General features: G+C 63.8%; 24 protein-coding genes and 1 tRNA gene. 19 read left to right on the top strand and 6 right to left on the bottom strand.

What is annotated here, in order from left to right:
- The 5 genes from EB812_RS06205 to EB812_RS06185 all read left to right on the top strand — a co-directional run bounded on the left by EB812_RS06205 (position 1) and on the right by EB812_RS06185 (position 6,619).
- Entirely contained in the window at positions 1-1,746 is a 1,746-nt protein-coding gene (locus EB812_RS06205) for an NAD(P)H-hydrate dehydratase (protein ID WP_130957945.1), read from the top strand.
- Positions 1,734-2,216 carry a tRNA (adenosine(37)-N6)-threonylcarbamoyltransferase complex ATPase subunit type 1 TsaE gene (gene tsaE, locus EB812_RS06200; RefSeq protein ID WP_118229174.1) on the top strand — a complete coding sequence of 161 codons (483 nt, stop codon included), beginning with the start codon at positions 1,734-1,736 and terminating at the stop codon, positions 2,214-2,216. Before EB812_RS06205 ends, tsaE begins: the two co-directional genes overlap by 13 nt.
- A 107-nt stretch (positions 2,217-2,323) precedes the next feature.
- Positions 2,324-3,547 (top strand): aspartate kinase, encoded by a 1,224-nt coding sequence (locus EB812_RS06195; protein ID WP_118229175.1) that lies wholly within the window; start codon positions 2,324-2,326, stop codon positions 3,545-3,547.
- 478 nt (positions 3,548-4,025) lie between these two features.
- Positions 4,026-5,210, top strand: coding sequence for an HD-GYP domain-containing protein (locus tag EB812_RS06190; protein ID WP_118229176.1), 1,185 nt, complete (start codon positions 4,026-4,028; stop codon positions 5,208-5,210).
- Between the two features lie 197 nt (positions 5,211-5,407).
- Positions 5,408-6,619, top strand: a complete 1,212-nt coding sequence (locus EB812_RS06185; RefSeq protein ID WP_118229177.1) for a cyclic di-GMP phosphodiesterase — start codon at positions 5,408-5,410, stop codon at positions 6,617-6,619.
- Between the two features lie 328 nt (positions 6,620-6,947).
- Here the strand turns inward: EB812_RS06185 and EB812_RS06180 are convergent, their stop codons facing one another.
- The 6 genes from EB812_RS06180 to EB812_RS06155 all read right to left on the bottom strand — a co-directional run bounded on the left by EB812_RS06180 (position 6,948) and on the right by EB812_RS06155 (position 13,182).
- The gene (locus EB812_RS06180; RefSeq protein WP_118229178.1) at positions 6,948-8,339 is read right to left on the bottom strand and encodes an amino acid permease; all 1,392 of its coding nucleotides are present in this window, start codon (positions 8,337-8,339) and stop codon (positions 6,948-6,950) included.
- A gap of 36 nt (positions 8,340-8,375) precedes the next feature.
- Positions 8,376-9,089, bottom strand: coding sequence for a zinc-ribbon and DUF3426 domain-containing protein (locus EB812_RS06175; protein ID WP_130957944.1), 714 nt, complete (start codon positions 9,087-9,089; stop codon positions 8,376-8,378).
- Between the two features lie 84 nt (positions 9,090-9,173).
- Complete coding sequence (gene hpt / locus EB812_RS06170) at positions 9,174-9,722, bottom strand: hypoxanthine phosphoribosyltransferase (protein WP_118229180.1); 549 nt, start codon at positions 9,720-9,722, stop codon at positions 9,174-9,176.
- A complete protein-coding gene (locus EB812_RS06165; protein WP_118229181.1) occupies positions 9,715-10,218 on the bottom strand; it encodes an N-acetyltransferase in 504 nt (167 codons plus the stop codon). Before EB812_RS06165 ends, hpt begins: the two co-directional genes overlap by 8 nt.
- Positions 10,215-10,685 carry a TlpA family protein disulfide reductase gene (locus EB812_RS06160; protein WP_118229182.1) on the bottom strand — a complete coding sequence of 157 codons (471 nt, stop codon included), beginning with the start codon at positions 10,683-10,685 and terminating at the stop codon, positions 10,215-10,217. Before EB812_RS06160 ends, EB812_RS06165 begins: the two co-directional genes overlap by 4 nt.
- An 88-nt stretch (positions 10,686-10,773) precedes the next feature.
- A complete protein-coding gene (locus EB812_RS06155; RefSeq protein ID WP_130957943.1) occupies positions 10,774-13,182 on the bottom strand; it encodes a homocysteine S-methyltransferase family protein in 2,409 nt (802 codons plus the stop codon).
- A gap of 199 nt (positions 13,183-13,381) precedes the next feature.
- On the opposite strand from EB812_RS06155, the gene EB812_RS06150 reads away from it, so the two are divergent.
- From EB812_RS06150 to EB812_RS06085, 14 genes are all read left to right on the top strand, one after another.
- Entirely contained in the window at positions 13,382-14,644 is a 1,263-nt protein-coding gene (locus tag EB812_RS06150; protein ID WP_242621219.1) for a sigma-70 family RNA polymerase sigma factor, read from the top strand.
- Entirely contained in the window at positions 14,645-16,408 is a 1,764-nt protein-coding gene (locus EB812_RS06145; protein WP_118229184.1) for a tetratricopeptide repeat protein, read from the top strand.
- Complete coding sequence (locus tag EB812_RS06140; protein ID WP_118229185.1) at positions 16,405-17,199, top strand: hypothetical protein; 795 nt, start codon at positions 16,405-16,407, stop codon at positions 17,197-17,199. The genes EB812_RS06145 and EB812_RS06140 overlap by 4 nt, the downstream gene beginning before the upstream one ends.
- A 44-nt stretch (positions 17,200-17,243) precedes the next feature.
- On the top strand, positions 17,244-17,681 hold the full coding sequence (gene rpiB / locus EB812_RS06135; protein ID WP_118229186.1) for a ribose 5-phosphate isomerase B: 438 nt from the start codon (positions 17,244-17,246) through the stop codon (positions 17,679-17,681).
- A 27-nt stretch (positions 17,682-17,708) separates the two neighbouring features.
- Positions 17,709-19,160, top strand: coding sequence for a cysteine--tRNA ligase (gene cysS / locus EB812_RS06130; protein ID WP_118229187.1), 1,452 nt, complete (start codon positions 17,709-17,711; stop codon positions 19,158-19,160).
- Between the two features lie 317 nt (positions 19,161-19,477).
- The gene (locus tag EB812_RS06125) at positions 19,478-20,887 is read left to right on the top strand and encodes a beta-barrel assembly-enhancing protease (protein WP_242621218.1); all 1,410 of its coding nucleotides are present in this window, start codon (positions 19,478-19,480) and stop codon (positions 20,885-20,887) included.
- Positions 20,887-21,420 carry an ATP-dependent protease subunit HslV gene (hslV, locus tag EB812_RS06120; RefSeq protein WP_118229188.1) on the top strand — a complete coding sequence of 178 codons (534 nt, stop codon included), beginning with the start codon at positions 20,887-20,889 and terminating at the stop codon, positions 21,418-21,420. Before EB812_RS06125 ends, hslV begins: the two co-directional genes overlap by 1 nt.
- 26 nt (positions 21,421-21,446) lie before the next feature.
- On the top strand, positions 21,447-22,352 hold the full coding sequence (gene ispE, locus EB812_RS06115) for a 4-(cytidine 5'-diphospho)-2-C-methyl-D-erythritol kinase (RefSeq protein WP_130957942.1): 906 nt from the start codon (positions 21,447-21,449) through the stop codon (positions 22,350-22,352).
- A gap of 5 nt (positions 22,353-22,357) precedes the next feature.
- A tRNA-Gln gene (locus EB812_RS06110) sits at positions 22,358-22,432 on the top strand.
- Positions 22,433-22,527: 95 nt separating this feature from the next.
- A complete protein-coding gene (locus tag EB812_RS06105; protein WP_118229190.1) occupies positions 22,528-23,475 on the top strand; it encodes a ribose-phosphate diphosphokinase in 948 nt (315 codons plus the stop codon).
- 74 nt (positions 23,476-23,549) lie between these two features.
- The gene (locus tag EB812_RS06100) at positions 23,550-24,155 is read left to right on the top strand and encodes a 50S ribosomal protein L25/general stress protein Ctc (protein ID WP_130957941.1); all 606 of its coding nucleotides are present in this window, start codon (positions 23,550-23,552) and stop codon (positions 24,153-24,155) included.
- Between the two features lie 88 nt (positions 24,156-24,243).
- Positions 24,244-25,146 carry an alpha/beta fold hydrolase gene (locus EB812_RS06095; protein ID WP_130957940.1) on the top strand — a complete coding sequence of 301 codons (903 nt, stop codon included), beginning with the start codon at positions 24,244-24,246 and terminating at the stop codon, positions 25,144-25,146.
- 131 nt (positions 25,147-25,277) lie between these two features.
- A complete protein-coding gene (gene pth / locus EB812_RS06090) occupies positions 25,278-25,877 on the top strand; it encodes an aminoacyl-tRNA hydrolase (RefSeq protein ID WP_130957939.1) in 600 nt (199 codons plus the stop codon).
- Between the two features lie 396 nt (positions 25,878-26,273).
- Positions 26,274-26,789 (top strand): CarD family transcriptional regulator, encoded by a 516-nt coding sequence (locus tag EB812_RS06085; RefSeq protein ID WP_130957938.1) that lies wholly within the window; start codon positions 26,274-26,276, stop codon positions 26,787-26,789.
- The last annotated feature ends 103 nt before the right edge of the window (positions 26,790-26,892 follow it).

Here is a 26,892-nt window from a genome sequence, read left to right as displayed (position 1 = left end):
ATGACGCCATCCGCCTTTGCGCTCCTGCCTCCTCTGCCCTCGCCCGACGAAGTGCGCGCCTGGGACCGGGGCGCGGTCGATCTGGGCCTTGCCGGGGACATTCTGATGGAAAACGCCGCCCGCGCGGCTTTTGACGTGCTGCGCGCCTCTGCGCCGCGCCTGGCGGGCATGAAAGTCTGGCTGCTCATGGGCGGCGGCAACAACGGCGGCGACGCCGCCTGTCTGGCCCGCCACCTGCTGGACGCCGGGGCCGACCCCCTGGTGCTGCACACCCATCCCCTGCGTTCTTATAAAGGGGAGTGCGGCCGTCACATGCGCGTGGCGCGGGCAGCGGGCGTGCCCTTCCGCCCCTTGCGGCAAGGACGGCGCTCCGGCCCGGCCGCAGCGGGTTTGCCGTCGGCCTCACCGCCGCTCCGCCTGCCGGAAGGCCGACCCCACATCATGGTGGATGGTCTGCTGGGCACGGGCTTTCACGGTCCCCTGCGACCGGACATGCTGGCGTTGATCCGCGCTGTCAACGCCCTGCAGGCCGCCTTTGTGCTGGCCCTGGACATCCCCTCCGGCCTGGACGGACGCACGGGCGCGCCGCAGCCTGAAGCGGTACGGGCCACGGCCACCGTCAGCTTTGCCGCAGGCAAGCCGGGTCTGGCCTCGCCGCAGGCGCGAGCCTGGACAGGGCCGGTGCACGTCCGCCCCATCGGCATCCCCGCCGTGGTGCAAAGGGCGGCCCCTTGCTCCACCTACCTGCTGGACGGCCGCTGCCTGGCCCCCCTGGCGGCCCTGCTGGTCAACGGCTTCAAAAACGCCTTTGGTCATGTGCTGGTAACGGGCGGCGCGCCCGGCTACGGTGGAGCGGCCCACTTGGCGGCGCGGGCGGCCCTGCGCGCCGGGGCCGGACTGGTCACGGCCGCGGCTCCGGACGCCGCCCTGACGGATATCAAAAACGGCTGGGCCGAAATCATGACCCTGGCCCTTCCCGGCCCGCACGGCTGCTGGCCGGACGCCCCGCCCCCGGCCCTGGTTGCGCTGGCGGCCCGTTGCACCGCCTTGGTGGCTGGCCCCGGCCTGGGACGAAGCCCGGACGCCGCAGCCTTTCTGGGCGCGCTCCTGCGCCTGCCCGATCGGCCCCCCACAGTGCTGGACGCGGACGCTCTGGCCCTTATGGCCGCGCAGCCCGAACTGCTCAATCTGGTGCGCAAGGACGAMGTGCTTACCCCCCACCCCGGCGAAGCCGGACTGCTGCTGGGCCGCCCCGCCGCCGCCGTGCAGGCCGACCGATGGGCCGCCCTGCGCGAACTTTGCGCCCGCTGCCGGGGCGTGGTGGTGCTCAAAGGCGCGGGCACGCTTGTGGGCCAGGCGGGCGCGCCCGTGCTGCTTTGCCCTTACGACGTGCCCCAACTGGCCGCAGGCGGCTCCGGCGACGTGCTGGCGGGCTGCCTGGGCGGCCTGCTGGCGGCGCACGCCACGGACGCAAAGGATGCCGCTCCCCTGCGCCCTGCCCAACTCACAGCGGGCCAGGCCGTGGCCCTGCACGCCCTGGCCGGCCGTCAGGCCGCGCACACCTGGCCTCTGCGCGGCAATGTGGCCTCCACCACAGCGGACCTGCTGCCGCAGGCCCTGGCCCGTTGGGCCGCGCCGAAAAACCTCACGCCTGAATACGCGCCTGAAACCGACGACGGCATTCAGACTCGCCCCCGCGCATCTGCACCGGGCAGCCCGGAGGATCTGCTGGCATGGCCGTGGTGACCCTGCATTCGCTGGCGGATACGCGCCGCCTGGGCCGTCTGCTGGCGGCGGGCCTGCGGGAGCTGGGTCCGGTGGCCCTGCTGCTGCGCGGCCCTCTGGGCAGCGGCAAGACGACCCTTACCGCAGCCTTGACGGCCGCCCTGCCCGGCGGCGATCTGGCCGAAGTGGGCAGCCCCTCCTTCACCATCTGCAACTACTACCCCACCACGCCGCCCGTGCTGCACGCTGATCTCTACCGCAGCCCCGGCAGCCCCCCAGAAGAGCTTGAGGAAGCCTTGGACGACGGCCGCAGCCAGGTCATTCTGGAATGGGCAGAATACCTGCCGCCGCAGCTTTTACCTGAAGAATATCTGGACATATCGGTTGATGCGTGCGAGAAAGGGCGTCTGCTGACGTTGACGGCCCACGGCCCCAGGGCCGAAGCCCTGTTGCGTCAGACGTGCGGCCAATGGCCGGGCGGGGAAGCCTGAACAACCCTTGCGGCGCTTGGCGCGGCAAGGGTTTCCGCGACTGTACGGATGGCTGCAGGACTTGCACCCGCCCCTTTGGAACACTTGCGGACATATGGATGACGGACATGAAAATTCTGGTCCAGAAATTCGGCGGCACTTCCGTGGCCAACCTGGAATGTATGCGCCAGGTGCAGACAAAAGTGCTGGAGGGCCTTGCCCAGGGGTACAAGGTCATTGCCGTGCTTTCCGCCAGAGCCGGGGACACCAACAAGCTGCTCTCCCTGGCCGAGGAATGGTCGCCTACGCCGGACAGGGCGGCCTGTGACGTACTGGTCTCCACGGGCGAGCAGGTTTCCATCAGCCTGTTCACCATGCTGCTCAAGGACGCGGGCATCCGCGCCCGCTCACTGCTGGGTTGGCAGATTCCCATCACCACGGACAACGACTTCGGCCGGGCGCGCATCCGCTCCATTGACAGCAAGGCCCTGCGCGTTCAGCTGGAAAACTATGATGTGCTCGTGGTGGCCGGGTTTCAAGGCTGCACCGAGGACGGCCGCATCACCACGCTGGGGCGCGGCGGCTCCGACACCTCGGCCGTGGCCCTGGCCGCCGCCCTGGGCTCGGCGGAATGCCACATCTTTACAGATGTTGACGGCGTGTACACCACAGACCCCAACATCTGCTCCACCGCGCGCAAAATGGACCGCGTGGCGTATGAAGAAATGCTGGAAATGTCCAGCATGGGGGCCAAGGTGCTGCACATTCGTTCCGTGGAATTTGCCAAAAAATACAAAGTGCCTGTGCGTGTGCGCTCCACCTTCAGCAGCGACCCCGGCACCCTCGTCACCCAGGAGGATTCCAGCATGGAAGCCGTACTTGTTTCCGGCATCGCCTACGACAGAGACCAGGCCCGCGTGACCCTGCGCGACCTGCCCGATGTGCCCGGCACGGCTGCCGCCGTGTTCGGCCCCCTTTCCGAAAAGGGCGTCCTGGTGGACATGATCGTGCAGAACACCAGCCTGGACGGCCACACGGACATCACCTTCACCATCTCGCGCAAAGACCTGCCCCAGACTCTGCGCATCATGGACGAAGTCGCCAAAAAAACCGGGGCTTCGGAAGTGCTGCACGACGTGAGCGTGGCCAAGGTTTCGGCCATCGGCGTGGGCATGCGCAACCATTCCGGCGTGGCGGCACGGGCTTTTGCCGCCCTGACCCAGGAAGGCATCAATATCCTGATGATCAGCACCTCTGAAATCAAAATCACCCTGCTCATTCAGGAAAAATATCTGGAACTGGCCGTGCGCATTCTGCACGACACCTTCGGCCTGGACTGGGATATCGGCTAGAGCAGTTAGCGAATAAAATGAGCTAACTGCTCTGCAAGAATTTTCTTGAAAATCCTTGCCACGAAATGCGAGAAGGCAGGCTTTTGCCTGCCGTAAGCGCGCATTTCAAGTGTTAAATGCTCTAGAGAATATTATCTTTGAGGATATGTATTCTCGAAGTTTACAGTACGCTCGTTTCGGCGCTTAACCGCGCAAATAACTTGCGTTTGCGCCTCCACGGCGAGCGGCGGCTTCCGCAACCGTCAGGGCATTGCAACATTGCAATGCCCTGACAATTTTATTGACTTTTTTTTATCCACAAGGGATTCTGCCCTGAATTGCATACTGCCGCTTTGAGGCAGGATCCGCACTGCTTGCCCCTGGCATTTTTGCCTGTGCGGGTCTTTATGGCGCGGTGCAGAAGTCGGCCTTATGTCGCGGGAACAGCCTGCGGGTCGGCCCCACACCGCGTGACGAAGCAATCGCACGAGGGTACGCCATGCCTGCTTGTAAAATTCCCATTACAGCGCTGCAGCCGGGCATGTACGTTGTCGATACGGGCCTGCCCTGGACCAAAGCGCCGCTGCTCTATGCTGAGGAAGGCCCCATCGCCTCGCGGAACGAGGTGGAGCGCATTATAGCGCAGGGCTTCAGCGAAGTGTTCCACGACCCCGAACGCTTCCGCCCGCTGCCTGCGGACGCGGCCGAAATAGCACCCTCGCCCGCCACCTGGGGCCGCCGGACGCCGTTTGAGGAAGAACTGGTTCAGGCCCGCAAGGCCTACGCCTCCTCCCTTGAGCATGTCAAAAAATTTATGCAGTCACCAGCCGCGCCCATAGACGTGGCTGCCTCCCAACCATACGTTGAAGCCATTATCGGCAGCCTGGACCGCAATGTGGACGCCCTCATTTCGCTTTCCAAGCTGCGCACTACCGACGAATACACCTTCACCCACAGCGTCAATGTCACCATCTTCGCCGTGGCCTACGCCCGCTTTCTGGGACTGGCCGACGATTTGGTGCAGTCCATGGGAGTGGCTGGTCTGTTCCACGACCTGGGCAAGGCCCTCATCCCGCAGGAAATCCTCAACGCTCCCCGCCGCCTGACCCCCGGAGAAATGGAAATCATGCAGTCTCATGTGCTGCGCGGTTATGAAAAGCTCTCCCGGCTGGACGGCATCACGCCGGAATCGCTGCAGGGCGTGCTGCAGCACCATGAAAAGCACAACGGCACAGGCTACCCATACCGTTTGGCCGGCAAGCATATCTCTGAATACGGACGCATTCTTTCCCTCAGTGACGTCTACGACGCGCTGACATCGTTTCGCGTCTACAAAAGCGCCGTTCCTCCCCACCAGGCCCTGGCCATCATGTACACCATGCGCAATAAATCCTGGGCGCCGGGCACGGTGGAGCACTTCATCAAATTTATGGGCATTTTCCCCGTGGGCTCGCCCGTAGAACTGGCTGACGGCCGCATCGGGGTAGTCTGCCGCACCAACACCAGCTTCCCTACCCGGCCCCAGGTCGTGCTGGCCCTGGACAATCAGGGCCGCCCCCTCCCTCCCAAAACCCTGGATCTGTCCAAAACCCGCGACCTCGAAGTAGCCCGCGCCCTTCCCGTTCAGGACTGCGCCGCTCTGGACGTGGCCACCCTGCTGCAGCTGGCAAAGCCTCTTGACTAAACGCGCAGCGCGACCCGCCTGACTTGCTGGCGCGCCGACGCCCCACCCCCTTGCCAGTAGCAACGTTTTCTGTTAGCAAAGCACGTTATTCTTCTACGGCAGCCAGCCGTAGAACTCCCAACCTTACCGCGCTTTCATCCATGAACACGGGAGCACACGATCGTGCCCCAACTTCTGCGTAACGCCGTAGTGAAAGGATGATGTTCATGCCAATAGTAAAAATATCAATTAGCAATTTACAGCCAGGCATGTACGTGGTGGATGTGGGCATTCCCTGGACCAAGGCGCCCCTGCTTTATGCCACGCCGGGGTACATCACCTCGCAGGAGGAAATCCAGCGCATTGCAAACCAAGGTTACAGAATGATCTACCATGATACGGACCGTTTTCGCCCTATGGTGGGGGGCGCTCTGGATCGCCTGACAACGCCCGACTCCGTCTGGGGGCACCGTGTGCCCCTGGAGGAAGAGCTGCACCGCGCCCACGACGTCTACACGGCCTCGCTGGAACACGTAAAACAGTTCATGCACAGTGCCACCAATGCGCCCCTGGACGTGACGGCCACGCAGCCATTGGTGGAATCCATCATCAGCAGCCTGGACCGCAACCTGGACGCCCTTATTTTTCTCGCAAAGTTGCGCCTTTCAGACGAATATACTTTCGGGCACAGCGTCAATGTCAGCATTTTTGCCACGGCCTACGCCCGCTTTCGTGGCCTGGATGCCCACGACCTGTATGCCGTGGGCATGGCTGGGCTGCTTCACGACTACGGCAAAGCCCTGGTGCCCGCGGCTATCCTCAACGCGCCCCGAGCCCTCAAGCCCTGGGAAATGGAAATCATGCATTCACACGTGCTGCGCGGCTACGAAAGGCTCAAAGCAGACAAGGCCATTGCGCCCGAAGTACTGCTCGGCGTGCTGCAGCACCACGAAAAATTCAACGGCACGGGCTATCCCTATGGCCTGGCGGGCAACGACATCAGCCTGTACGGGCGCGTCCTTTCACTCAGCGACGTGTACGACGCCCTGACCTCCTGGCGCGTGTACAAAAGGCCCCTTTCGCCCCATCAGGTGCTGGCCATCATGTACCAGATGCGCGGCCAGGCCTGGACACCACAGGATGTGGACCTGTTCGTCAAGTTCATGGGCATCTACCCTGTAGGCTCAGCGGTGGAGCTTTCCAACGGCCAGCGCGGCGTGGTCTGCGCTTCCAATCAGCAGTCGCCGGCCAAACCACAGGTTAAACTGGCCCTGGACCCCACAGGCCGCCCCCTGCAGCCCACCAGCATAGTGGACCTGACCCAGGCCAACGGACTGGAAATCACCCGCCCGCTCTCCCGCGAAGAAAGCGCCCCTCTGGATGTTCCCGGCCTGCTGGGCCTGCCCCTGAAGCGCTACGGTCAGGCCTGACCGCTGCCCGACCGCGCCCCGGCGCTGCCTCCGCAAAAAAGACAGCCCGAAGGATTCCCCCCCAGGCCGTCAAAACAGCTTTTGTCGCCGTCCCCTTTGCTTTTCAGGGCGTTTCAACTTTAAAACGCCCTGGCAATTGCGTGAGCTGCCGTCCGCCGGGGAGGCGCAAGCGCAGCTTCAGCCGTTGCAACGCAGGAGCTTAGCCCATTACGATGAAAAAAGTTACGGGTAAAGACGACAGCGCTATGCATTTGCGTGCGTAAGCGCCGGAACGAGCGTGCCGTACCTTTGCGAATACATATTCGCAAAGGTACTCTGCCCTGGAATATCATGCGGCCTTCCGCCCCTGACGGCGGCACTTCAGCCTGTAGCCCAGCCAGACAAAGCCTATCCACAGGGGGGCCAGCAGTACGGAAATGCCCTCGCCGATGTAGACCAGCACGGCCAGCACCAGCACCATAAAGGCCAGGCAGAGGTAATTGGCGAAAGGATGCCAGAAAGCCTTGAAGACCAGGGCCTCGCCCGCCCGCTCTTTGGCCGCGCGGAACTTGAGGTGGGTCAGGCTGATCATGGCCCAATTGATGACCAGCGCCGCCACCACCAGGCCCATAAGCACGCCCAGAGCGCTTTTGGGCATAAAGTAGTTGAGCAGCACGCAGACCAGCGTGGCCCCGGAAGACACCAGCAGGGCATACACGGGCACGCCCCGCGCGCTCACCTCGCCCAAGGCCTTGGGGGCATTGCCCTGCAGGGAAAGGCCGTAAAGCATGCGGCTGTTGCAGTATACGCAGCTGTTATAGACTGAGAGCGCCGCCGTCAGCACCACAAAATTGAGCACCCCGGCGGCGGAAGGAATGCCGATGAGGTCAAAAATCTGCACAAAGGGGCTGGCAATCATGGCCTCGGCCCAGTGGCTCTTGTCCACGGGCGCGCCCAGCATGTTCCAAGGGTGCAGGCTCAAGAGCACGGCCAGCGCACCGATGTAAAAAAGAAGAATGCGGTAAATGAGCTGATTGATTGCCTTGGGGATGGTCTTGCGCGGGTTGTCCGTTTCGGCGGCGGCAATGCCCACCAGTTCCAACCCGCCAAAGGAAAAGGCCACCACAGCCAAAGAAGTGACCACCCCTGCCCAGCCATTGGGGAAAAAGCCGCCGTGGGTCCACAGATTGCTCAGGCCCGCTTCGGGCCCGGCCTGACCGCTGGCCAGCAAAAAACAGCCCAGGGCGATCATCAGCACAATGGCCACCACCTTAATGACCGCAAACCAAAACTCCATTTCGCCAAAAAAGCCCACCTGGGCCAGATTGATGGCATTGATGCACAAGAAGAAAAAAGCCGTGGTCTGCCACGGCTCCACCTGGGGAAACCAGTACTGCACATATACGGCCACGGCCGTCAGTTCCGACATGCCCACCAGCACATACAAAATCCAGTAGTTCCAGCCGGAAAGCAGCCCCGGAAAGTCGCCCCAGTATTTGTGGGCCAGATTGCTGAACGAGCCGGCCACAGGCTCCTGCGCCATCATTTCACCCAGTTGACGCATAATCAGAAAGGCGATGAAGCCGCCCACGGCGTAGCTCAGCAGTACGGCGGGGCCAGCCATCTGGATGGTACCCGCCGAACCGAGAAACAGGCCCGTGCCGATGGCCCCGCCCAGGGCGATGAGTTGGATATGTCTGTTTTTTAACGCACGCTTGAGATGGGGGGTGTCTGTTTTCATGAAAAATTGGGGTTGTGGCGCGTCCGAAGGCGGCCGTTACTTGTCACCGCCCGCCGCCGCAGGGGCGGGCGCGTCCTGCACGTCCACAATGCGCACGCCAAACTCGGCCACGCCTTCGGGCGGCGCATAAAACAAGACCATAAACGGCACTTCGCCCCCGTGGGGCACGTTGCTGTTGTTGGTGAGAATTTCCACCTTGTTGGTAAGAAAAGCCTCCATCTCCTTTTCACTCAGCACCTGCAGCTGAAAGAGCGAAAGCTGCGCCCCGGCTATCTGCCGTTTCACCGAAAGGGGTTTCTTGTCCTTGTCATAGATGGCGGCCTCCACTGTAACCAATTCCTTGGGCTGCGGAAATTCGTTAACCACCCGGCCCTCAATAACAAAGACCTTGCCTACCTTGTCGTTATCCACATAATACTGGCGCACGTTGCGCATGGTGAGCAGTTCCACCTTTTGGGCGATTTCCTGCTCCGTGGGCGGCGGGGTTCGTTGAGCGGCCCCGCGCGTCTGGTACCAATAGCCGCCCGCGCCCGCGCAGACCAGTGCCAGCAGCAGTAACAAGACCCACTTGCCGCCCACGCGGCGGCGCTTCATGGGCATATCCGGCAACGGCCCCTGAGCCGGATTGTCGGCCTGGGGCGTATAGGGAAACACCGTCGAGCAGACCGAGCAGCGCAGCTTGACGCCCGGCTTGGCAAGCTGGTCCGGCAACTTGAAACGGCTGGCGCAGTGGGGGCACTTCACTTCCATTTTTTTCTCCCGTCTTCCGCCGACGCCGGGGCCGGCGGCCTGCTGTAAGCGGGGCGCGGCCAAAGGACGGCCCCGCAGCGAAGGCTACAACGTAACCTCGTAAACGCCGGGCAGCATGCGGTAGTGCTCGGCATAATCCAGGCCGTAGCCAACAATAAAGCCTTCTTTGAGCTTAAACCCGGCAAAGTCCACCTTTACGTCCACCTCGCGCCGTTCGCCCTTGTCCACCAAGGCGGCCAGGCGCACGCTGCGCGGCCGACGCGCGGCAAACTGACCCAGCAAAAACTGCATGCTGTAGCCGCTGTCCACGATATCTTCTACAATCAGCACATGCTTGCCGGCAATGTCAATCTCCACATCCTTGCTGAAGATGACGTGCTTGGAGCTGGACGCCTTTTTGCCATAGCTGGACAGGCGCACAAAATCCAGTTCCATCTTTTCATTATGCAAGGCGCGTACCAGGTCACTGAAAAAAATGAAGCCCCCCTTGAGCACGCACACGGCCACCAGGGGTTCCTGCCCGTACAGGGCGTCGATTTCCGCCGCCAGTTCGCGCACGCGCACGGCGATCATTTCCTGGCTGAACACGGATTTCAAAGCCTTGACGGGGGTCAGGGCGGCCTCTTCAGACATGGTTTCCTCCTTGCACACCGGCCACGGGGGCCGTCAGATTCAAAAAAACAGCAGTTTCATCGCAATCCGGGTACTTGGCGCAGTGCACGCAGTCGGCCCAGATTTTTTGCGGCAGCACGCTCTTGTCCACAACGGCGAAGCCCAGGCGTGCAAAAAAGGCTTCCTGATAGGTCAGGGCAAAGACTCTGGTTATGCCCAGAGTCGGGCCTTCTTCCAGACAAGCCCGGACCAGCAGCCGCCCCACGCCCTGACGGCGCAGGTCGTCCTGCACCACCAAAGAACAGATTTCGGCCAGATCTTCCCATACCGGAGCCAGAGCGCAGCAGCCTACCGTACGGCCTGCCGCATCTGCGGCCACCATAAAGTTACGCACATGCCCGTAAAGGTGGATGAGCGCGCGCGGCAGCAGCAGGCCCTGACGCGCACTGGCCAGCAGCAGGCCGTGCATGGCCGGCACGTCTTCCATGCGGGCCTTGCGCACGGTAAATGCGCTCATTGGGCGCTCAGCAGCTTTTTGAAAACCATCTCCATAATCTCACCGTCGGCCACCCCCGGCTCGGAAAGCACCAACTGACCGTCTTTGCTGTAAAAAGCATTGTGGGGGATGCTACTTACCTGGAAGGCGCGGGTAATATCCCGCCCGGCCATGTACACAGGGTAGTCCATGCCCATGCTGCGCACAAAGGGCGGCACCACCTCAGGCTTTTCGTCCACGGAAAGGCTGATGATGACCACGTCCTTACCTTCGTATTTTTTGTGCATTTTGACCAGTTCGGGAATTTCCATCCGGCAGGGCGGGCACCAGGTGGCAAAAAAATTGAGCATGACCACCTTGCCCTTGTTTTTGGCCAACAGGTCCGTGAGCCCGCTCAGATTGAGCTTGGGCACAGCGTCCGCCGCGGCGGCCAGGGCCGAGCAGGGCAGAAGCAGACAAAGCAGGAGGGGCAGAAGGACTTTTTTCATACCGCACCGCAGGTCAAACCTGATTGCTGAAGGTGACGCCGCCCAAAAGCCTGCAGTACAACTGCAGAGCAAGGACGGGAAATCGGGGTTACAAAAACTGACGGGCGGCCCGCACAGCCCCCACGGCATCAGGGCTGTAGGCGTCCGCGCCGATGGCGTCCGCAAAGGCCTGCGTCACCGCGGCCCCGCCCACCATCACCTTGATGGGCAGGTTGCGATCCCGCACCAGTTTTACGGTATCTTCCATGCGCACCATGGTGGTCGTCATCAAGGCCGACAGACCGATGATACGCGCGTTGTGCTTCAGGGCGCAAGCCACGATGTCCTCAGCGGGCACGTCCTTGCCCGCGTCCACCACCTCAAAGCCGTGGTTGCCCAGAAGCAGAGAAACAATATTCTTGCCGATGTCGTGAATATCGCCCTCCACCGTGGCCATGACCACCACAGGACGCTTTTCCGGGCCGCGACCGGCCTCCAGCAGGGGCTTCAGACGGACAAAGGCCGTCTGCATGGTCTCAGCGGCACGGATGAGCTGGGGCAGAAAATATTCCCGCCGCTCATAGCGCGCGCCCACTTCGGTGATGGCCGGGATAAGCGTATCCTGCACCAGGCTGAAAGGGTCCGCTCCGGCGGCCAGCTCAGCCTCCAGCAGGGTCACGACGTTTTCCTTGTCGCCATTGAGCACGGCCTCGGACAGGGTGCGGGCCGCGCCCGCCCCGGCCGCGCGCAGGGTCACTGCCCCGCTGTCCGCCTTCCATGCGGCGTAGCCGCCGATAAAGGACGCGGCGTGGGGGTCGTGCTCCCCCAGCACCTTGAGGGCGTCCACGGCCTCGCGTACTCGTCGGGCCGAAGGGTTGGCTATGCAGGAAGTCAGCCCCGCCCCGGCCGCGTAGCAGAGGAAGGTGGCGTTGAGCAGCTCCCGCGCGGGCAGACCAAAAGAAAGATTGGAAAGCCCCAACGTGGTGGGCAACCCCTGCGCTGTGCACCAGCGCACCATCTCCAAGCACTGGCGAGCTCCGTCCGGACTGGAGGAAACAGCCAATGCCAGTATGTCCACCATCATGAGCCGACGCGAAATGCCCAGCCCCTCGGCCCGGACCAGCAGGCTTTCCACCGTGCGGATGCGCTCGGCGGCCTTTTTGGGCAGGCGCGCGCCCTCAATGGGCAGCAAAATGAACGGCGCGCCGAAATCCCGGCAAAGCGGGCCCAGCACGTCCATGCGCCCGGCCTCACCGCTGATGGAATTAACCAGAAACGAACCCGGGCAGTACGGCAGAGCGTTGGCAATGGCCTGGGCATTGGGCGAGTCCAGCGAAAGGGGCAGGGTCAGCCGCGCCGTAAGCTGCTGCACCAGCTCCGGCAAAAGAACCGTTTCATCCACCAGCGGCGCGCCCACGTTCACGTCCAGCACGCCCGCCCCGGCCCGCACCTGGGCGTCGGCCAGGTCCATGGCCGTGGCAAAGACCCCGTTCTGCAGGTCCTGGGTCAGGGCTTTTTTGCCCGTGGGATTGATGCGCTCGCCGATGATGACAATGGGCTCCCCGGCCCCCACCCGCACCAGCTGCGAACGGCTGGTCAGGCAGATGCCCGGCCGGGGTACGGCGGCGGCGTCCACGCGCTCTGTTCCGCGCAGGGTCTGGGCCAGAGCAGCGATGTGCGCGGGCGTGGTGCCGCAGCAGCCGCCCAGCACGGCGGCCCCCATACCGGCAAAGGGCGCGGTTTCACGCGCAAAATCCTCCGGACCCAGGGGAAAGACCGTTGTTGTGCCGCGCAGCTCCGGCAGACCGGCGTTGGGTTCGGCCATGACCGGGCAGGTGCAGGCCCCCAGCAGATCCGCCACCACGGGGCGCATCTGCTCCGGCCCCAGGCTGCAGTTGGTGCCCACCACGTCCACGCCCATATTCTGCATGGTTTCCGCAAAGATGGCGGGGCTGGAGCCGGTCAGGCTGACGCCCTGTTCAAAGGTCATAGAAACCATGACCGGCAGCCGACAGACCCGCCGGGCGGCGGCCACGGCCAGCCGGGCCTCGGCTAGGTCAAACTGGGTTTCCACAAAAATAAGGTCCGCCCCACCGGCCGCCAGCCCCTCTATCTGCCGGGCAAAGGCCTCCAGCAGCTCGGCCGGTTCTACCGCGCCCAGGGGCTTGGCAAACTGGCCCGTGGGGCCCACGTTGCCCGCCACAAAAACCGGCGCGCCGTCAGGACGGGGGCTTGCGGCCGCCGCCGCGCGGGCCACCTCGGCCATGCGCTTGTTAAAACGGAAGACGTCGAGACTTCGCGGCAGCTTATAGGCGCTGGCCCCAAAGGTACAGGTAGTGATGATGTCCGCGCCGGCCTCCAGGTAGGCGCGGTGAATGTTCTGGAGAATCTGGGGATTCTCCATGCAAAATTCCTCGGGGCTCACGCCGGCGGGCAGGCCGGAAGCCTGGAGCATGGTGCCCATGGCGCCGTCCAGCAGAAGGGGCCGCCCAAGGCCCGAGGGAGGAAAAAACGTCATGACCGCCTCATCAGAATCGGTTGCCGGAAGGGGCTGCGGGGGGCTTTGCTTTCCGCCCGCAATGCCTGTATGCTGTCTTTTCAGCTTTGCCGCCGCGCGGCAGGCCCTGTAGTACTGAAAAACGGAACAAAGAACAAATCTGAAATTCCGGCCCCTGACCCTCGCGCCCGGCAGGCCGCGATGGCCCAATATGGACAGCATGAAAAAAAATAGCAAGACAGCCGCTCCGGTCCCCACCGGAAACCCCGCGCCACAGCCACGGGACGCCGCCGTCCGGCCCGATGCGCACGCCGCGTCGGTAGAAATTCTGCCTCCCCCTCACCCCGAAAAAAAACGCCGCCGGACGCGGGGCCCTGCCCCGACCGCCGCCAAGGGGACCCCGGAAGCCGCCGCCAAAGGCCCCGTGCTGGACGTGGACGACCTGGACGAACACGACGACGACCTGGACGCCGCGCCCGACGGGCTGCCGGCAGACCTGCCCGAAGATCCGGACGACGCCCCGGCTGACGCCGCATCCGAGGGCGACGCCCCTGCGCCCCTGGCCCTGGAGGAGGAACCGGCCGACGACCTGCCGGCCCCGGCCACCACACACCTGCCCGCCGTGGGCCCGCGCGACAGCCTGCGTCTCTACCTGCGTGAAATCAGCCGCTTTCCCATGCTCAAGCCGGACGAGGAACACGAACTGGCCTTGCGCGTGCGCGACCACAACGACCCGGACGCGGCCTTTCGCCTGGTTTCCTCCCACCTGCGCCTGGTGGTGCGCATCGCCATGGATTTTCAGCGCCGCTGGATGCAGAACGTCCTGGATCTGGTGCAGGAAGGCAATGTGGGCCTCATGCGCGCGGTCAACAAGTTTGATCCGGACAAGGGCATCAAATTTTCCTATTATGCCTCTTTCTGGATCAAGGCCTACATTCTCAAATTCATCATGGACAACTGGCGCATGGTCAAAATTGGCACCACCCAGGTGCAGCGCAAGTTGTTCTATAACCTGAACCGGGAACGGCAAAAGCTGATCATGCAGGGCTTTGACCCGGACGCGGCCATGCTTTCGGAACGCCTGGGCGTGAGCCCGGAACAAATTGAAGAAATGGACCAGCGCCTGGCCGGCAACGACGTCTCCCTCAACGCCCAGGTGGGTGAAGAAAGCGGCGGGGCCACGCGCATGGACTTTCTGCCCGCCCTGGGCCCCGGCATAGAAGACAGCCTGGCCTCGGACGAAATTGCAGGCCTGCTGCGTTCCCGGCTCAAGACCATCATCCCCAAACTGAATGAAAAAGAGCTCTACATCCTTAACAACCGCCTGCTCACGGACGAACCCGTCACCTTGCGCGAGATAGGCGAACGGTATAACGTCACGCGCGAACGCGTCCGTCAGCTGGAGACACGGCTGCTGGAAAAAATCCGCCAGCACCTGGCCGGGGACATCAAGGATTTTTCAGACGCATGGATACAATCCTGAATGAAACGTAAGCACCTTGCCCTGCTCTGCGCCCTGGTTCTGGTAACCCTGGCGCCCTTCTCCCTTCTGGGCTGCGGCGGCTGCGCCGGTTCCCGCCACGAAGGGGAAGGCGCAAAAGACCAGACCACCGCGACGGACACCGCCGCGCCCGCCGCGTCGCACGTAAAGGCGGCCCAGGCCCGCGCTCCTGAAGCCCTCTCGCCCGACGCCCTGGACACCTACGCCTTTCTCGTCTACGCCCACGGCCTCAACAATGAAGACGAAAGCGCCTTGGCCGCGGCCGCGCCCCTCATGTCCCGCGCCCGCATGCCCGCCGGCATCTGGCTGGAAGGCGGCGTCTGGCTGGTCAGCCGCAAATCCCCCGTGGCCGTGCCCTATCTGGATGCGGCTCTGCTCACCTGGCCGGAGGACATGTCCCTCAACCTGCTGCACGCCGAAGCCCTAGCCGATCAGGGGCAGGCCGCACGGGGCGTGGCCCTCATGCGGGCCTACCTCAAAAAACACCCCAAATCCCTGGACGCGCGTCTGGAGCTGGCCTTGCTGCTGGTCAAGGACAAACAGTTCACCGAGGCCGGAGAGCTGCTCGACGCCATCCCCGAACAGCAGCGCACCCCCCTGGTGGACTACTACCACGCCCGCGCTCTGCTGGGCATGGACCGCCCGGATGCGGCCGTCCCCTACTTGCAGAAGGCCGTCAAAAAAGCCCCGGACTTTGTGGAGGCCCTGGCGGAGCTGGCCTTTGTTTACGAGCAGCGCGGCAACCTCCCGGCGGCCCGCGCAGCGTATGAAAAGCTGCTCAAGCTGGATTTCTCGCCCCAGGATGTGCTCCTGCGGCTCATCCACATTTCTCTGCGCCTGAACCAGCCCGAACGGGCCCTCAAATACATGCGCCAGGGGCCGGACACGCCGCCCTTCAGGCTCACCGTGGCCAGCATGCTGATGGATTCGCGCCACTACCTGCAGGCCGAGCGCCTCCTCAAGCAGCTGGCGGCCCAAGGCAACGCGCCCGACGAAGTCTATCTGCTGCTGGCGGACCTCACCTACGCCCAACGCCGCGAACTGGACGTGGCTCTGGCCTGGCTTGACCATATCCCGGCCAAGAGCAAAGCCGCCGGACGCGCCACCCTGCTGCGCGCCCAACTGCAGGCCGAAGCGGGCCAGAACGAAGCCGCCCTGGCCACCGTGCGCGCACGCCGCAAAACAGCGGACGCCCCTGAGCTCTGCGACGCCGAAATCCGCCTGCTGGCCCGGCTCAAACGCATGCCCGAAGCCCTTCTCGCCGCCAAAACCGGGGCGGCCCTCTGGCCCGACCAGGCGGAGCTGGCTTTTCTGCTGGGTTCCGTACTGGACGAATCGGGCGACAAAAAGGCCGCCATGGAAATCATGGAAAAGGTCATCGCCCTGCAGCCCGACAATTTCCAGGCCCTCAACTATGTGGGCTATACCCTGGCGGAACAGGGCCGCGACCTGGACAGGGCCCTGCAGCTGTTGGGGCGGGCCGACGAGCTTTCTCCGAATCAGTCCTATATTATCGATTCCCTGGCCTGGGCCCTGTTCAAATCCGGCAGGCTGGAGGAAGCCTTGACCCAGATCCGCCGCGCCGTCAAACTGGGGGAACGGATAGACCCCTCCATCTGGGAGCATTACGGCGATATTGCCGCGCGTCTGGGCCTCAAGGACGAAGCCCGCACCGCATACAGTAAAGCTCTGGAACTCAAACCCGCCAATGCCGAAGCCCTCCGGCAGCGCCTTTCACAGCTATGAAACACATCAGCCTCCCCCTGCTCTGCACGTTGGTTCTGCTCTGCGCCTGCGCCCGCCAACCAGCTATGGAAACGCCCTCGCCAGAGGCCCGCGCCCACCTGGAACAAACCTGGCAGCGCTACGCGGCCGCCGACGACGCCGTGGTTCCTGCCCCCTACCGCCTGCAGCTCAGCCTGCGCTTCGGCACAGAAGGCGATACCCGCCGGGTCACGGCCCTGTTCTGGGGCAACGGCCAGCGCAAACTGCGCATGGACGTTATGGCCGGCGTGGGCGCCACGGTGGCCAATATTCTTGAAGACGGCCAGCATTTTCTGGTTTTTGCGCCCAACGAACACAAAGCCTATTTCCATCAGGGGGCCAACAAGCCCCTGTTGCAGGTAGGCGTGCCCGTACCCTTCAATCTGGACCATCTGGCAGACCTGCTCAACGGCCGTTACGCCCAGGTCTTCGGTCGCGACTACGCAGAGGCCGCCGTCCAGGCCGACGGCCTGGCCCGGTACACGCTGGAGGGAAAACCCGGCGGCAGCCTGACCCTCAGCGCACAGGGCCTGCCCGTGGCCTGGAGTGAAAACGCCCACGGCGCGAAAGGCTGGAGCATGGAAATCCTCTATACGGATGACGCCAGCCCCCTGCCCCGCCGCCTGAATCTGACCCACAGCAACGGCAAGCGCGCCATTGTACTGGTCAAGGAAAGGGAAAAGCCGGCCCAGGCCTTCACCGAGGCCCAGCTTTCTTTGCCGCTGCCCGAAGACGTGCCCTTGCTGCCCCTTTCACAATTCAAGCAACGTTAACGCGCCGCCGCCCGCCCGGCGGCCCTGTGCAGGAGACAGGCCCCATGCGCACCATTCATCTGGCTTCGGATCACGCCGGTTTTGCCCTCAAGGGCCTGCTGGCCAGGCATCTGGAATCTCGCGGCTACGCCGTGCAAGACCACGGCACCCACTCCACGGAAAGCTGCGACTATCCCGTACTGGCCCACGCTCTGGCCGCCGCCGTGGAAGCGGAACCCGAAGGCCTGGGCGTGCTCATCTGCGGCACGGGCATCGGCGTTTCCATCACGGCCAACCGCCACCCCGGCATCCGCGCCGCACTCTGTGCCACAGAGCTGCAGGCCCGCCTTGCCCGTGAGCACAACAACGCCAACGTGCTCTGCCTGGGCGCGCGCATTATCGGCGACGAACTGGCCCGCGCCATTACCGACGCCTTTCTGGACGGCCATTTTGCCGGGGGCCGACACCAACGCCGTCTGGACCGCATCAACCTGCCCGCCTGAGCCAGGTTAAAGCCTTAAAGGACAGCCATGCAGATCTACAACTCTTTGGGTCGAAAAAAAGAACCTTTTGTGCCGGTGCGCCCCGGCAAGGTGCAGATGTACGTCTGCGGCATCACGGCCTACGACTACTGCCACATCGGCCACGCCCGCTCCGCCCTGGTCTTTGACGTGCTGGCCCGCCATCTGCGCCACCTGGGGCTCAAGGTGCTGTTTGTACGCAACTTCACCGATGTGGACGACAAAATTATCAACCGTGCCCAAAAAGAACAGCGCGACTGGCGCGAAGTGGCCCAGACCTATATTGACGCCTTTCACGAAGATATGGACCGCCTGGGCGTGCAGCGCGCCGATGCGGAACCCCGCGCCACGGACTACATCCCCCAGATCGTCGAACTCTGCGGCAAACTGGTGCAAGAGGGCGCGGCCTATGCCACGCCTTCGGGCGACGTCTACTTCCGGGTGCGGGCCTACCCCGCCTATGGCAGACTCTCCGGCCGCAGTCTGGATGAGCTGCTCTCCGGCGCACGGGTGACCCCCGGCGAAGAAAAAGAAGATCCTCTGGACTTTGCCGTGTGGAAGGCCGCCAAGCCCGGCGAACCTTCCTGGGAAAGCCCCTGGGGCAGGGGTCGGCCCGGCTGGCATGTGGAATGTTCGGCCATGAGCGCCCCCTACCTGCCCTTGGACATCCACGGCGGCGGCCAGGATCTGGTCTTTCCCCACCACGAAAACGAAATTGCCCAGTCCGAGGCAGCCTGCCACTGCGAACTGGCTCGCTACTGGGTGCACAACGGCTTTGTGCAGATCAACGCCGAAAAAATGTCCAAATCCCTGGGCAACTTCAAAACCATTCGGGATATTCTGGAAAGCTATCTGCCGGAAACCCTGCGCTTTTTCCTCCTGGGCAAGCACTACCGCAGCCCCGTGGACTTCAGCGCCGAAGGCATGGACGAGGCCGAAAGGGCCCAGCACCGCGTCTACAGTGCACTGCTGGCGGCCCGCCGCGCCCTGACCCGCGCCAAATGGAAAAAAACGCCCCTGCCCCCGGCTCTGCTGGAGGAATGGCGGCCCCTGGCCGCTACCTTTGAGGCCGCCCTCAACGATGACCTCAACACGGCGCAGGCCCTGGGTCAGATCTTTTCCCAGGTCCGGATCATCAACCGTCTGCTGGAAGACTCCGGGCTGCGCGCCGGCGAGGAAGCCCGCGCCCTGCTGCAGGAATTTCTGGGCAACGCCCGTGACTGGGACGCTCAACTGGGCCTGTTTGGCCAGGAACCGGAAACCTTTCTCCACGACCTGCGCACCCTGCGCGCCCGTCGGCGCGGCATTGACCTGGCACAAGTGGAGGCCCTGTTGGAAGAGCGCCGTGCGGCCCGCGCCGCCAAAGACTTTGATCGCTCGGACGCCCTGCGCCAAAACCTGCAGGAGCTGGGCGTGAGCGTGCGCGACACCCCTGAAGGCCAGGTCTGGGATCTGGAATAGCGCGCTTGACGTCCGGCAGAATGGGGCGTTTGGGGGACACATCCCTGAGAGTTTCCCTTCCTTTGGGAGACCGCCCCGCGGTGGGCTGCAACACGTGTACGCCGCTGCAAGGGGCCGCGCTTCAGGAAGCGGGACGCAGGCGCAATGCCCGACGGCAGGGTACAGGCCGACCGCTGGGCCGACTGCCCGGCCGCAGGTCGTGCCGGTCTCGAACGGTTCCCGAAAAATAACGCCGTTGCGGCGGTCCCGTGGGGACGGGTCTTGCTTTGGTGAATGCCCGCCCCTGCGGCGGCCTCCCCGGCATGGAGGTATCGCCCGTGTTCCAGCATGAGGCCTTGCGCCGTCGTACCGCGCTGCTGATTCTGCTGGCCTTTGCGCTGACCTTGTGCACGCCCGGGCCCGCCGCAGCCTTCTTTTTCGGCGGCGTGGGCATCAAGGACGAAAAGGAGATGGGCCGCAAATTCGACACCATGCTGCGCGCCAGTCTGGCTGTGGTGGACGACCCGGAGGTGAGCCTCTACGTCAACAAGGTGGTGACCAGGCTGACGGCCCCCATGCCGCCCCAGCCCTACACCTTCAAAGCAACGGTCATCCTGCACAACTCGCTTAACGCTTTTGCCGTGCCCGGCGGCTACGTCTACGTCTTTACCGGCCTGCTCATGAATCTGGACAGCGAGGAACAGCTGGCCGGAGTGCTGGCCCACGAACTGGCCCACGTGACCCAGCGGCATGTGGCCTCCCGTCTGGAGCGCGCCCAGTTCCTCACTCTGGGCAGCCTGCTGCTGGCCGTAGCGGGCATAGCTGTGGGCGGTCAGGGCGGCGGGGCGCTGGCCGTGGGAGCCATGGGCGCGGGGCAGTCCGCCATGCTCAACTACAGCCGTATGGACGAAAACGAAGCCGACCACATTGGCTTGCAGTACCTGGTGGCCGCGGGCTACCCGCCCACGGGCATGGTGGGCGGTTTCAAAATCCTGCGCCAGAAAAGCTGGATGAGCGGCACCAACGTGCCCGCCTACCTTTCCACCCACCCGGCCATCGGCGACCGCATCAACGGCTTGCAGGCCCGCATCCAGACCATGCCCAAGGCCGTGCTGGACAGAAAGCAGGACAACCGCCAGTTTCTACGGGTCAAAACCCTGCTCTGGGGGCGTTACGGCGACCCGCAGGCCGCCCTGCAGCGCTTTGCGGGCAAGGACGCCCTTTCGCGCATGGGCGCGGGCATGGTGCTGGCCCGGCAAAACCGGGTCAATGAGGCCAGCGCGGCCTTTGACCAGGCCCTGGCCGCCGCCCCCAACGACCCCTTGGTGCTGCGCGAGGCTGGAGCCTTTCACTACCGCAAAGGCGACATGGACCTGGCCGGAGACCTGCTGCGCAAGGCTCTGCGCCAGGATCCGCGCGACTATATGGCCGCCTTTTTCTACGCCCGCATGCTGGACGAAACGGGCCGCGCCCGCGAGGCCGCGCCCTACTACCGGGACGTGCTGCGCGCCGTGCCCGACGACCCAGAAGTACACGAGGCCTTCAGTCGTTCTCTGGGCAAAACGGGCGATACGGCCAATGCTTATATCCACCTGGCCTACAGCGCCATCTATGCCCACAACCGCAAAATGGCCGAACGCTACATGGCGCAGGCCCGCGCACGGGCCGGCAAGGGCGGCGATGCCCGAGCCCTGCAGCGCCTGGAAAATGTCTACAAAGAACGCAAGGAGCTATGGGAATCAAATTGATGGACACGCACGCAACTACCATTCTGGCCGTTCGGACCAACGGGCAAACGGCTCTGGCCGGGGATGGCCAGGTGACCCTGGGCCAAAATATGATCATGAAGCACGGCGCGCAGAAGGTGCGCCGCCTGGACAACGGCCGGATCCTGGCGGGCTTTGCCGGGGCCACGGCCGACGCTTTTACCCTGTTTGAACTTTTTGAAGCCAAGCTCAAGGAACTGCGCGGCCACATGGTGCGCGCCGCCGTGGAGATGACCAAGGACTGGCGCAAGGACAAATACCTGCGCAAACTGGAGGCCATGCTCCTACTGGCGGATAAAGAGCACATTTTGCTGCTCTCCGGCACGGGTGACGTCATTGAGCCGGACGACAACGTGGCGGCCATCGGCAGCGGCGGCCCTTACGCTCTGGCCGCGGCCCGCGCCCTGACCCGGCACAGCACCATGGACGCCGAAACCGTGGCCCGCGAATCCCTGCGTATAGCTTCAGAAATCTGCGTCTACACCAACGACCATATCACCATAGAGGTACTGTAACCGGCCTGTGCCGGAAAGGTGGCGTCATGAATACTCTGGTGGCCGGCTGCAAAATCAATCTCGGCCTGCGCATCACCGGGCGGCGGCCTGACGGATACCATGAGCTGGATTCGCTTTTCTGTCCGCTGCCGCGGCCCTGTGACCGCCTGCGCCTGCGCATCACGGAAGGAAGCGGCCTGCGCGTCCTTTGCGATACGCCGGGCCTGAACCCGGAGGACAATACCCTCACCAGAGCCTACGCGGCCTTTGCCGCGGCCACGGGAGCGGGGCCGGAGGCCCTGCCGGCACTGGAAATCACTCTGCGCAAGGGCATTCCCGTGGGGTCGGGCCTGGGCGGCGGCAGCAGCGATGCCGCGGCCCTTCTACGCTGGCTCAATGCCCACGCGCCGCAGCCCCTGGAGCACACGGCACTGACAAAGGCAGGCCTGCAGGTGGGAGCGGACGTGCCCTTTTTTCTGCAGCCGGGGCCGCAGCTCAAAGCCTGCCGGGTGCGCGGCGTGGGCGAGCAGCTGGAACCGGCCGGAAAACACCTGGCCGGCCTGCGCCTGGTGCTGGTCTGCCCGGCGCACAGTGTGAGCACGGCCCAGGCCTATGCGGATTTTGACGCTGCCCGCACTGACGGGACCGCGGCCGGGCCTGCGGGGCAAAATAACTTGACAAAGGCCGAAGCCGGGGCTAATGGAACGTTTCTCTCCGAGGCGCAGCCTGTGGTGGATCTGCACAACGACCTGGAGGCCGTTGTGTTTGCCCGCCACCCGCAGCTGGCGGCCATTAAGGCCCAATTGCTGCGCCTGGGCGCCTTTGCGGCGGGCATGAGCGGCAGCGGCTCGTCCATTTTGGGACTCTTTCACCTGGAAGCCCTGATGGAAGCGCGCGCCGCGGCGGCTGTGCTGCAGGAGGAGGGCTGGCGCGTCTACGCGCTTACGCTGTGAAATACTGGGATGTAGCCAAGTGGTAAGGCAACGGGTTTTGGCTCCGTCATTCGAAGGTTCGAACCCTTCCATCCCAGCCACAGCCCCACGTCCGGCGCCGGACGCGGCTTTGGGCCGCGCTGGCGGCCGTGTCCAACCGTAAATGCCCCTTGGGCGCGCAAGGCGGGACAGGTTCATGTTCAGCGATCTCAAGATCGTTACCGGGTCATCCAATCCGGATCTGGCCAAGGCCATCTGCAACCACCTGGGCTGTCAGCTGACGCCCACCTTGGCTACCACTTTCAGTGACGGCGAGTTGCGGATTGAAATCGGCGACAACGTGCGCGGCGACGACGTTTTTGTGGTGCAGCCCACCTGTCCGCCCACGGTAAACCGCAACCTGGTGCAGCTCTGCCTGATGCTGGACGCCCTCAAGCGGGCCAGCGCGGGCCGCATCACGGCCGTGATTCCCTATTACGGCTACGCCCGGCAGGACCGCAAGGTCAGCCCGCGCGCGCCTATCAGCGCCAAGATGGTGGCAGATTTCATCAGCGTTTCCGGGGCGGAACGGGTGGTCACCATTGATCTGCACGCCGGACAGATTCAGGGCTATTTCGACTGCCCGGTGGACAATCTGTTTGCCGTGCCCGTCATGCTGGACGCCCTGCGCCAGATGCACGAAGACAACGTGGTTATTGTTTCGCCCGACGCCGGCGGCGTGGAGCGCGCCCGTGCCTACGCCAAGCGGCTCAACGCGCCCCTGGCCATTGTGGACAAGCGCCGCGACAAGCCCAATCAGGCCCAGGCCATGCACGTCATCGGCGAGGTTGAGGGCCGGGTGGCCATTGTGGTGGACGACATGATCGATACCGCCGGCACGCTCTGCGCCGGGGCCGACGTGCTGCTCAAAAACGGCGCCACCAAGATTGTGGCCTGCGCCACCCACCCGGTGCTCTCCGGCCCGGCCATTGAGCGCATCAACAGCACCGGGGCTCTTTCACAGGTTTTTGTCACGGATACCATCCCCCTGGGCGACAAGCTGGAACGCTGCCCCAAACTGCAGGTTATTTCCGTGGCCGCCCTGCTGGGCAAAACCATCCACAACATCCATACCGGCTCCTCGGTAAGCGTGTTGTTTGTGTAGCCTGCGCCAGGACATTTTGTCAGTACCGAACTTTTTCCGCACGTTTCAGGCGGCGGCAAGCCAAGGAGTGGACCATGAGCATTGAAAAAACACTGTCTGTGCAGAAGCGCGAGGGTTGCGGCAAGGGCCCTGCCGGCCGTCTGCGCGCCCAGAAGCTGATTCCGGGCGTGTTCTACACCGCCAAGGGCGAAAACGTGGCCGTACAGGCCCCGGCCCTGCCCCTGGAAAAACTGTTTGAAGAAGTGGGCCGTACTACGGTCTTTAATCTGGAAATCGACGACAACGGCCAGAAAAACGTGCACCCCGTCATGTTCTGGCAGGTGCAGTCCCATCCCTACAAGAAGGCCTTCACCCATGTGGATTTCTACGGCGTGGACCTGAATAAGACCGTCACCGTGGAAGTGCCCCTGGAAATCGTGGGTGTTTCCCGCGGCGTGAAGCTGGGCGGCATTCTGGAAACCTACCGCGAAGTGATCCCCTTGCAGAGCAAGCCGCTGAACATGCCCAAAAAAATCGTGGTGGACGTGAGCGAAATGGATATCAACGACACGGTTAATGTGGCGGACCTCAAACTGCCCGAAGGCGTGGCCGCCGTGTTTGATCAGAACTTTGCCGTGGTGAGCGTGCTGGCCAAGGCCAAGGACGACGCCGCGGCCGACGAAGCCGAAGCGGAAGCCTAAACGCGCCAGGCACAGCGTAAAAACGCGCGAAAGAGCCTGGTTTTCTGGGGCTTCCGCGCGTTTTTGCGTCTGCCGATGCCACGATGCCATGCCGCCGTTTGCTGTCGACACCCACAGACTGGGACAGGGGCGCCGGGCCTGCAGCCTGGAATACTGGCCCAACCCCGGCGCAGGCGTGGTGCTGTTTTACCCCGGCACCATGCTCTCCCCATTGCAGTACCGCCCCCTGCTCCTGGCCCTGCGCCGGGCGGGGCTGGCTGTGGCTGCCCTGCATTATACGGGGCACGGGGTTAACCCGCACCGTGTGGGCTTCACCTTCAACGACCTGCTGGGCAACGCATTTACAGCTGAAGCCTGGCTGCGGGGACAGGGGCACACGGCCTTGGCCGCATGCGGCCACAGCCAGGGGGGCATCCTCTGCCTGGCGCACGCGGCGGCCAGCGCCCATTTGGCGGCCGCCTTGCCTGTGGGCGCCATATTGCCCCAGCAGTCGGAAGCCATCAGCATTACCCACTTTGCCGCCTTTGCGCAGCAACGGGAAGGCTTGGTGCGCCTGATCGCCGGGGCCGCGCGCCTGATGCCGCGTCTTCCCCTGCCCGTACAGGCCTATCTTTCCGCCAGGCGCATTACGGCTAACGCCTTTGGGGTGCGCACCAGCCGCCGCAAAGTGCGCTACAGCTATCCCCTGGCCTTTCTGGCCAGTCTGTTTCAGGCCAGGGTGCCGCCACGGCCGCGCTGCCCGGTCTGCCTGTTTGCCGCGCCGGACGACGCCCTGTTTACCCCCGCGCTGACAAACAGTGTGTTTGCCCTGCTGGAAGCGCCGACCAAAAAGCTGGTCTGGCTGCCCGGCGGTGGGCATCTGGCCGCCATGCAGCCCAAAACCTGCACCTTTCTGGCCCGGCACGCGGCGGCCTTTTGCGCCGGCCAAGGGCTGCCCCTGCGCCTGAGCGCCGGGGAAGAAATGCTGGCAGAAGCCGCATGGCCAAGGTAAAACGGGCCCGGAGGGCAGCATAGGAAGCGGCGCGCCGCCCTCGCACGAACACGCCCCGGAACGGCGTGCCCGGCGCAGGCCATCTGCCCTTTTTCCGCTGTTTTTTGCAGCGTTGCAGCAAGGATACACTCATGGACTATGAAGGACTGCTGGCGGGCCTTGGCAACCCCGGCCAACGCTACGCCGGCACCCGTCACAACTTTGGCTTTGCCCTGGCGGACGCCCTGCTGGACAAGGCCCGGCAGGATGGCCAGGCGGAGGCCCTCAACGGCGGCAAGTTTTCCTGCGAACTGTGGCGGGCGCGCCTGCCGCAACTGGGGGGCTGGTGGCTGGTGGCCAAGCCCCAGACCTTCATGAACTGCAGTGGTCAGAGCGTACAGCCTCTGCTGGCCTGGCACCGCCTGCCGCCGGAAGTGCTGGTGGTGGCCCACGATGAGCTGGACATTCCGGCGGGCCAGCTGCGCTTCAAGCGCGGCGGCGGCAATGCCGGGCACAACGGCCTCAAATCCATCACAGAACAGCTGGGCACGCCGGATTTCTATCGCCTGCGCCTGGGCATCGGTCGTCCTCCGCACCAGGGCGAAGTCACCAACTGGGTGCTGGGCCGCCCCGATGCGGCCGACGCCGCGCGCATGAGCACAGCCCTGCCCCTGGCCCTGGATGTGCTTTGCGCCTTTGCAGCCAAGGGGCTGGAGGCGGCCACGCGCCTGGCCCGCCAGGCCGGGACGTAACCTGCACAATGGCCGGAGAGACTGATGGACAACAGGTGCAACGCTGCGGCTGCATTCCGGCGCTTACCCGCGCCAATAACCTGCCTTTGCGCCTCCACGGCGGACGTCTGCTGACGCAATCGCCAGGGTATTGCGGCGTTGCCATGTCCTGCGGGAGACCGGGCGCACCATGCGCGCCGCGCCGCAAGCCCGATGCAGCTTCCCTTGCAGGTCCCTTTTACCCTCTCCTGCTGAAAGATTCGGGGTTTGGGGCTGGACTCTTCGCTGCGTTTGCGCTAGGCTCTCTGAAGAGTTGCTATCAGACTCGCCTTTTTCTCTATAACCATTCGCGACTTTCAGCCGCACATGCGCCCGAAATTCGGGCTGGGCGTGCCGTATGGTACGCACGGTGGCATCATGTTCACTTCCGACGATCTCGTGGTATACCCGGCCCAGGGTGTGGGCAAAATAGAACGCGTAGACAGCCAGGTTATCGGTGGTGTGGCCTGCGAGTTCTATATTGTACGCATTCAGGCCAACAACGTCACGCTGATGGTCCCCGTGAACAACGCCGCCCATGTGGGCCTGCGTAAGCTCACGCCGCCGGACCGCGCGCAGGAGATCCTGGACGCCCTGCGCGCCCAGACGGAAAAGACCGTTTACACCGGGCAGAACTGGAACCGCCGCTTCCGCGAATATTCCGAACGCCTCAAAAGCCCGGAGCTGGCTGTGGTGGCTGGGGTGCTGCGCGAGCTGCTGCTCATCGGCCGCGGCAAGGAGCTTTCGTTCGGCGAACGCCGCCTGCAGGAACAGGCCATGAGCTTGGTGACCGGCGAGCTGGCCCAGGTGCTGGGGCTTGACGAAGACGCCATTCGCGATGAGCTGCTGGAAATCTACGCCCCGCCGGCTCTGCCGGAGGCGGCTTCGCACTGACCGACGCCTGCCGGACGAAGTTTTTTTTCGGGCTGCGTCATATTTTTCCTTGCCATATGGCAAAAGATGGGCTAATCGCATTTTCGCACCTCTTTTCAGTTCC

Source organism: Desulfovibrio legallii, from assembly GCF_004309735.1.
Lineage (GTDB): Bacteria > Desulfobacterota > Desulfovibrionia > Desulfovibrionales > Desulfovibrionaceae > Desulfovibrio > Desulfovibrio legallii.
Note: the sequence above shows the minus strand (reverse complement) of the source record. Positions and strands in the feature narration are given on the sequence as shown.

Coding starts and splice junctions, on each gene's coding strand:
- EB812_RS06140 (WP_118229185.1), top strand. CDS start 16,405: ATGAAACACATCAGCCTCCCCCTGCTCTGCACGTTGGTTCTGCTCTGC.
- ispE (WP_130957942.1), top strand. CDS start 21,447: ATGAATACTCTGGTGGCCGGCTGCAAAATCAATCTCGGCCTGCGCATC.
- rpiB (WP_118229186.1), top strand. CDS start 17,244: ATGCGCACCATTCATCTGGCTTCGGATCACGCCGGTTTTGCCCTCAAG.
- cysS (WP_118229187.1), top strand. CDS start 17,709: ATGCAGATCTACAACTCTTTGGGTCGAAAAAAAGAACCTTTTGTGCCG.
- EB812_RS06180 (WP_118229178.1), bottom strand. CDS start 8,339: ATGAAAACAGACACCCCCCATCTCAAGCGTGCGTTAAAAAACAGACAT.
- EB812_RS06160 (WP_118229182.1), bottom strand. CDS start 10,685: ATGAAAAAAGTCCTTCTGCCCCTCCTGCTTTGTCTGCTTCTGCCCTGC.
- EB812_RS06165 (WP_118229181.1), bottom strand. CDS start 10,218: ATGAGCGCATTTACCGTGCGCAAGGCCCGCATGGAAGACGTGCCGGCC.
- EB812_RS06100 (WP_130957941.1), top strand. CDS start 23,550: ATGAGCATTGAAAAAACACTGTCTGTGCAGAAGCGCGAGGGTTGCGGC.
- EB812_RS06105 (WP_118229190.1), top strand. CDS start 22,528: ATGTTCAGCGATCTCAAGATCGTTACCGGGTCATCCAATCCGGATCTG.
- hpt (WP_118229180.1), bottom strand. CDS start 9,722: ATGTCTGAAGAGGCCGCCCTGACCCCCGTCAAGGCTTTGAAATCCGTG.
- EB812_RS06095 (WP_130957940.1), top strand. CDS start 24,244: ATGCCGCCGTTTGCTGTCGACACCCACAGACTGGGACAGGGGCGCCGG.
- hslV (WP_118229188.1), top strand. CDS start 20,887: ATGGACACGCACGCAACTACCATTCTGGCCGTTCGGACCAACGGGCAA.
- EB812_RS06195 (WP_118229175.1), top strand. CDS start 2,324: ATGAAAATTCTGGTCCAGAAATTCGGCGGCACTTCCGTGGCCAACCTG.
- EB812_RS06175 (WP_130957944.1), bottom strand. CDS start 9,089: ATGGAAGTGAAGTGCCCCCACTGCGCCAGCCGTTTCAAGTTGCCGGAC.
- EB812_RS06145 (WP_118229184.1), top strand. CDS start 14,645: ATGAAACGTAAGCACCTTGCCCTGCTCTGCGCCCTGGTTCTGGTAACC.
- EB812_RS06155 (WP_130957943.1), bottom strand. CDS start 13,182: ATGACGTTTTTTCCTCCCTCGGGCCTTGGGCGGCCCCTTCTGCTGGAC.
- pth (WP_130957939.1), top strand. CDS start 25,278: ATGGACTATGAAGGACTGCTGGCGGGCCTTGGCAACCCCGGCCAACGC.
- EB812_RS06185 (WP_118229177.1), top strand. CDS start 5,408: ATGATGTTCATGCCAATAGTAAAAATATCAATTAGCAATTTACAGCCA.
- EB812_RS06190 (WP_118229176.1), top strand. CDS start 4,026: ATGCCTGCTTGTAAAATTCCCATTACAGCGCTGCAGCCGGGCATGTAC.
- EB812_RS06085 (WP_130957938.1), top strand. CDS start 26,274: ATGTTCACTTCCGACGATCTCGTGGTATACCCGGCCCAGGGTGTGGGC.
- tsaE (WP_118229174.1), top strand. CDS start 1,734: ATGGCCGTGGTGACCCTGCATTCGCTGGCGGATACGCGCCGCCTGGGC.
- EB812_RS06150 (WP_242621219.1), top strand. CDS start 13,382: ATGAAAAAAAATAGCAAGACAGCCGCTCCGGTCCCCACCGGAAACCCC.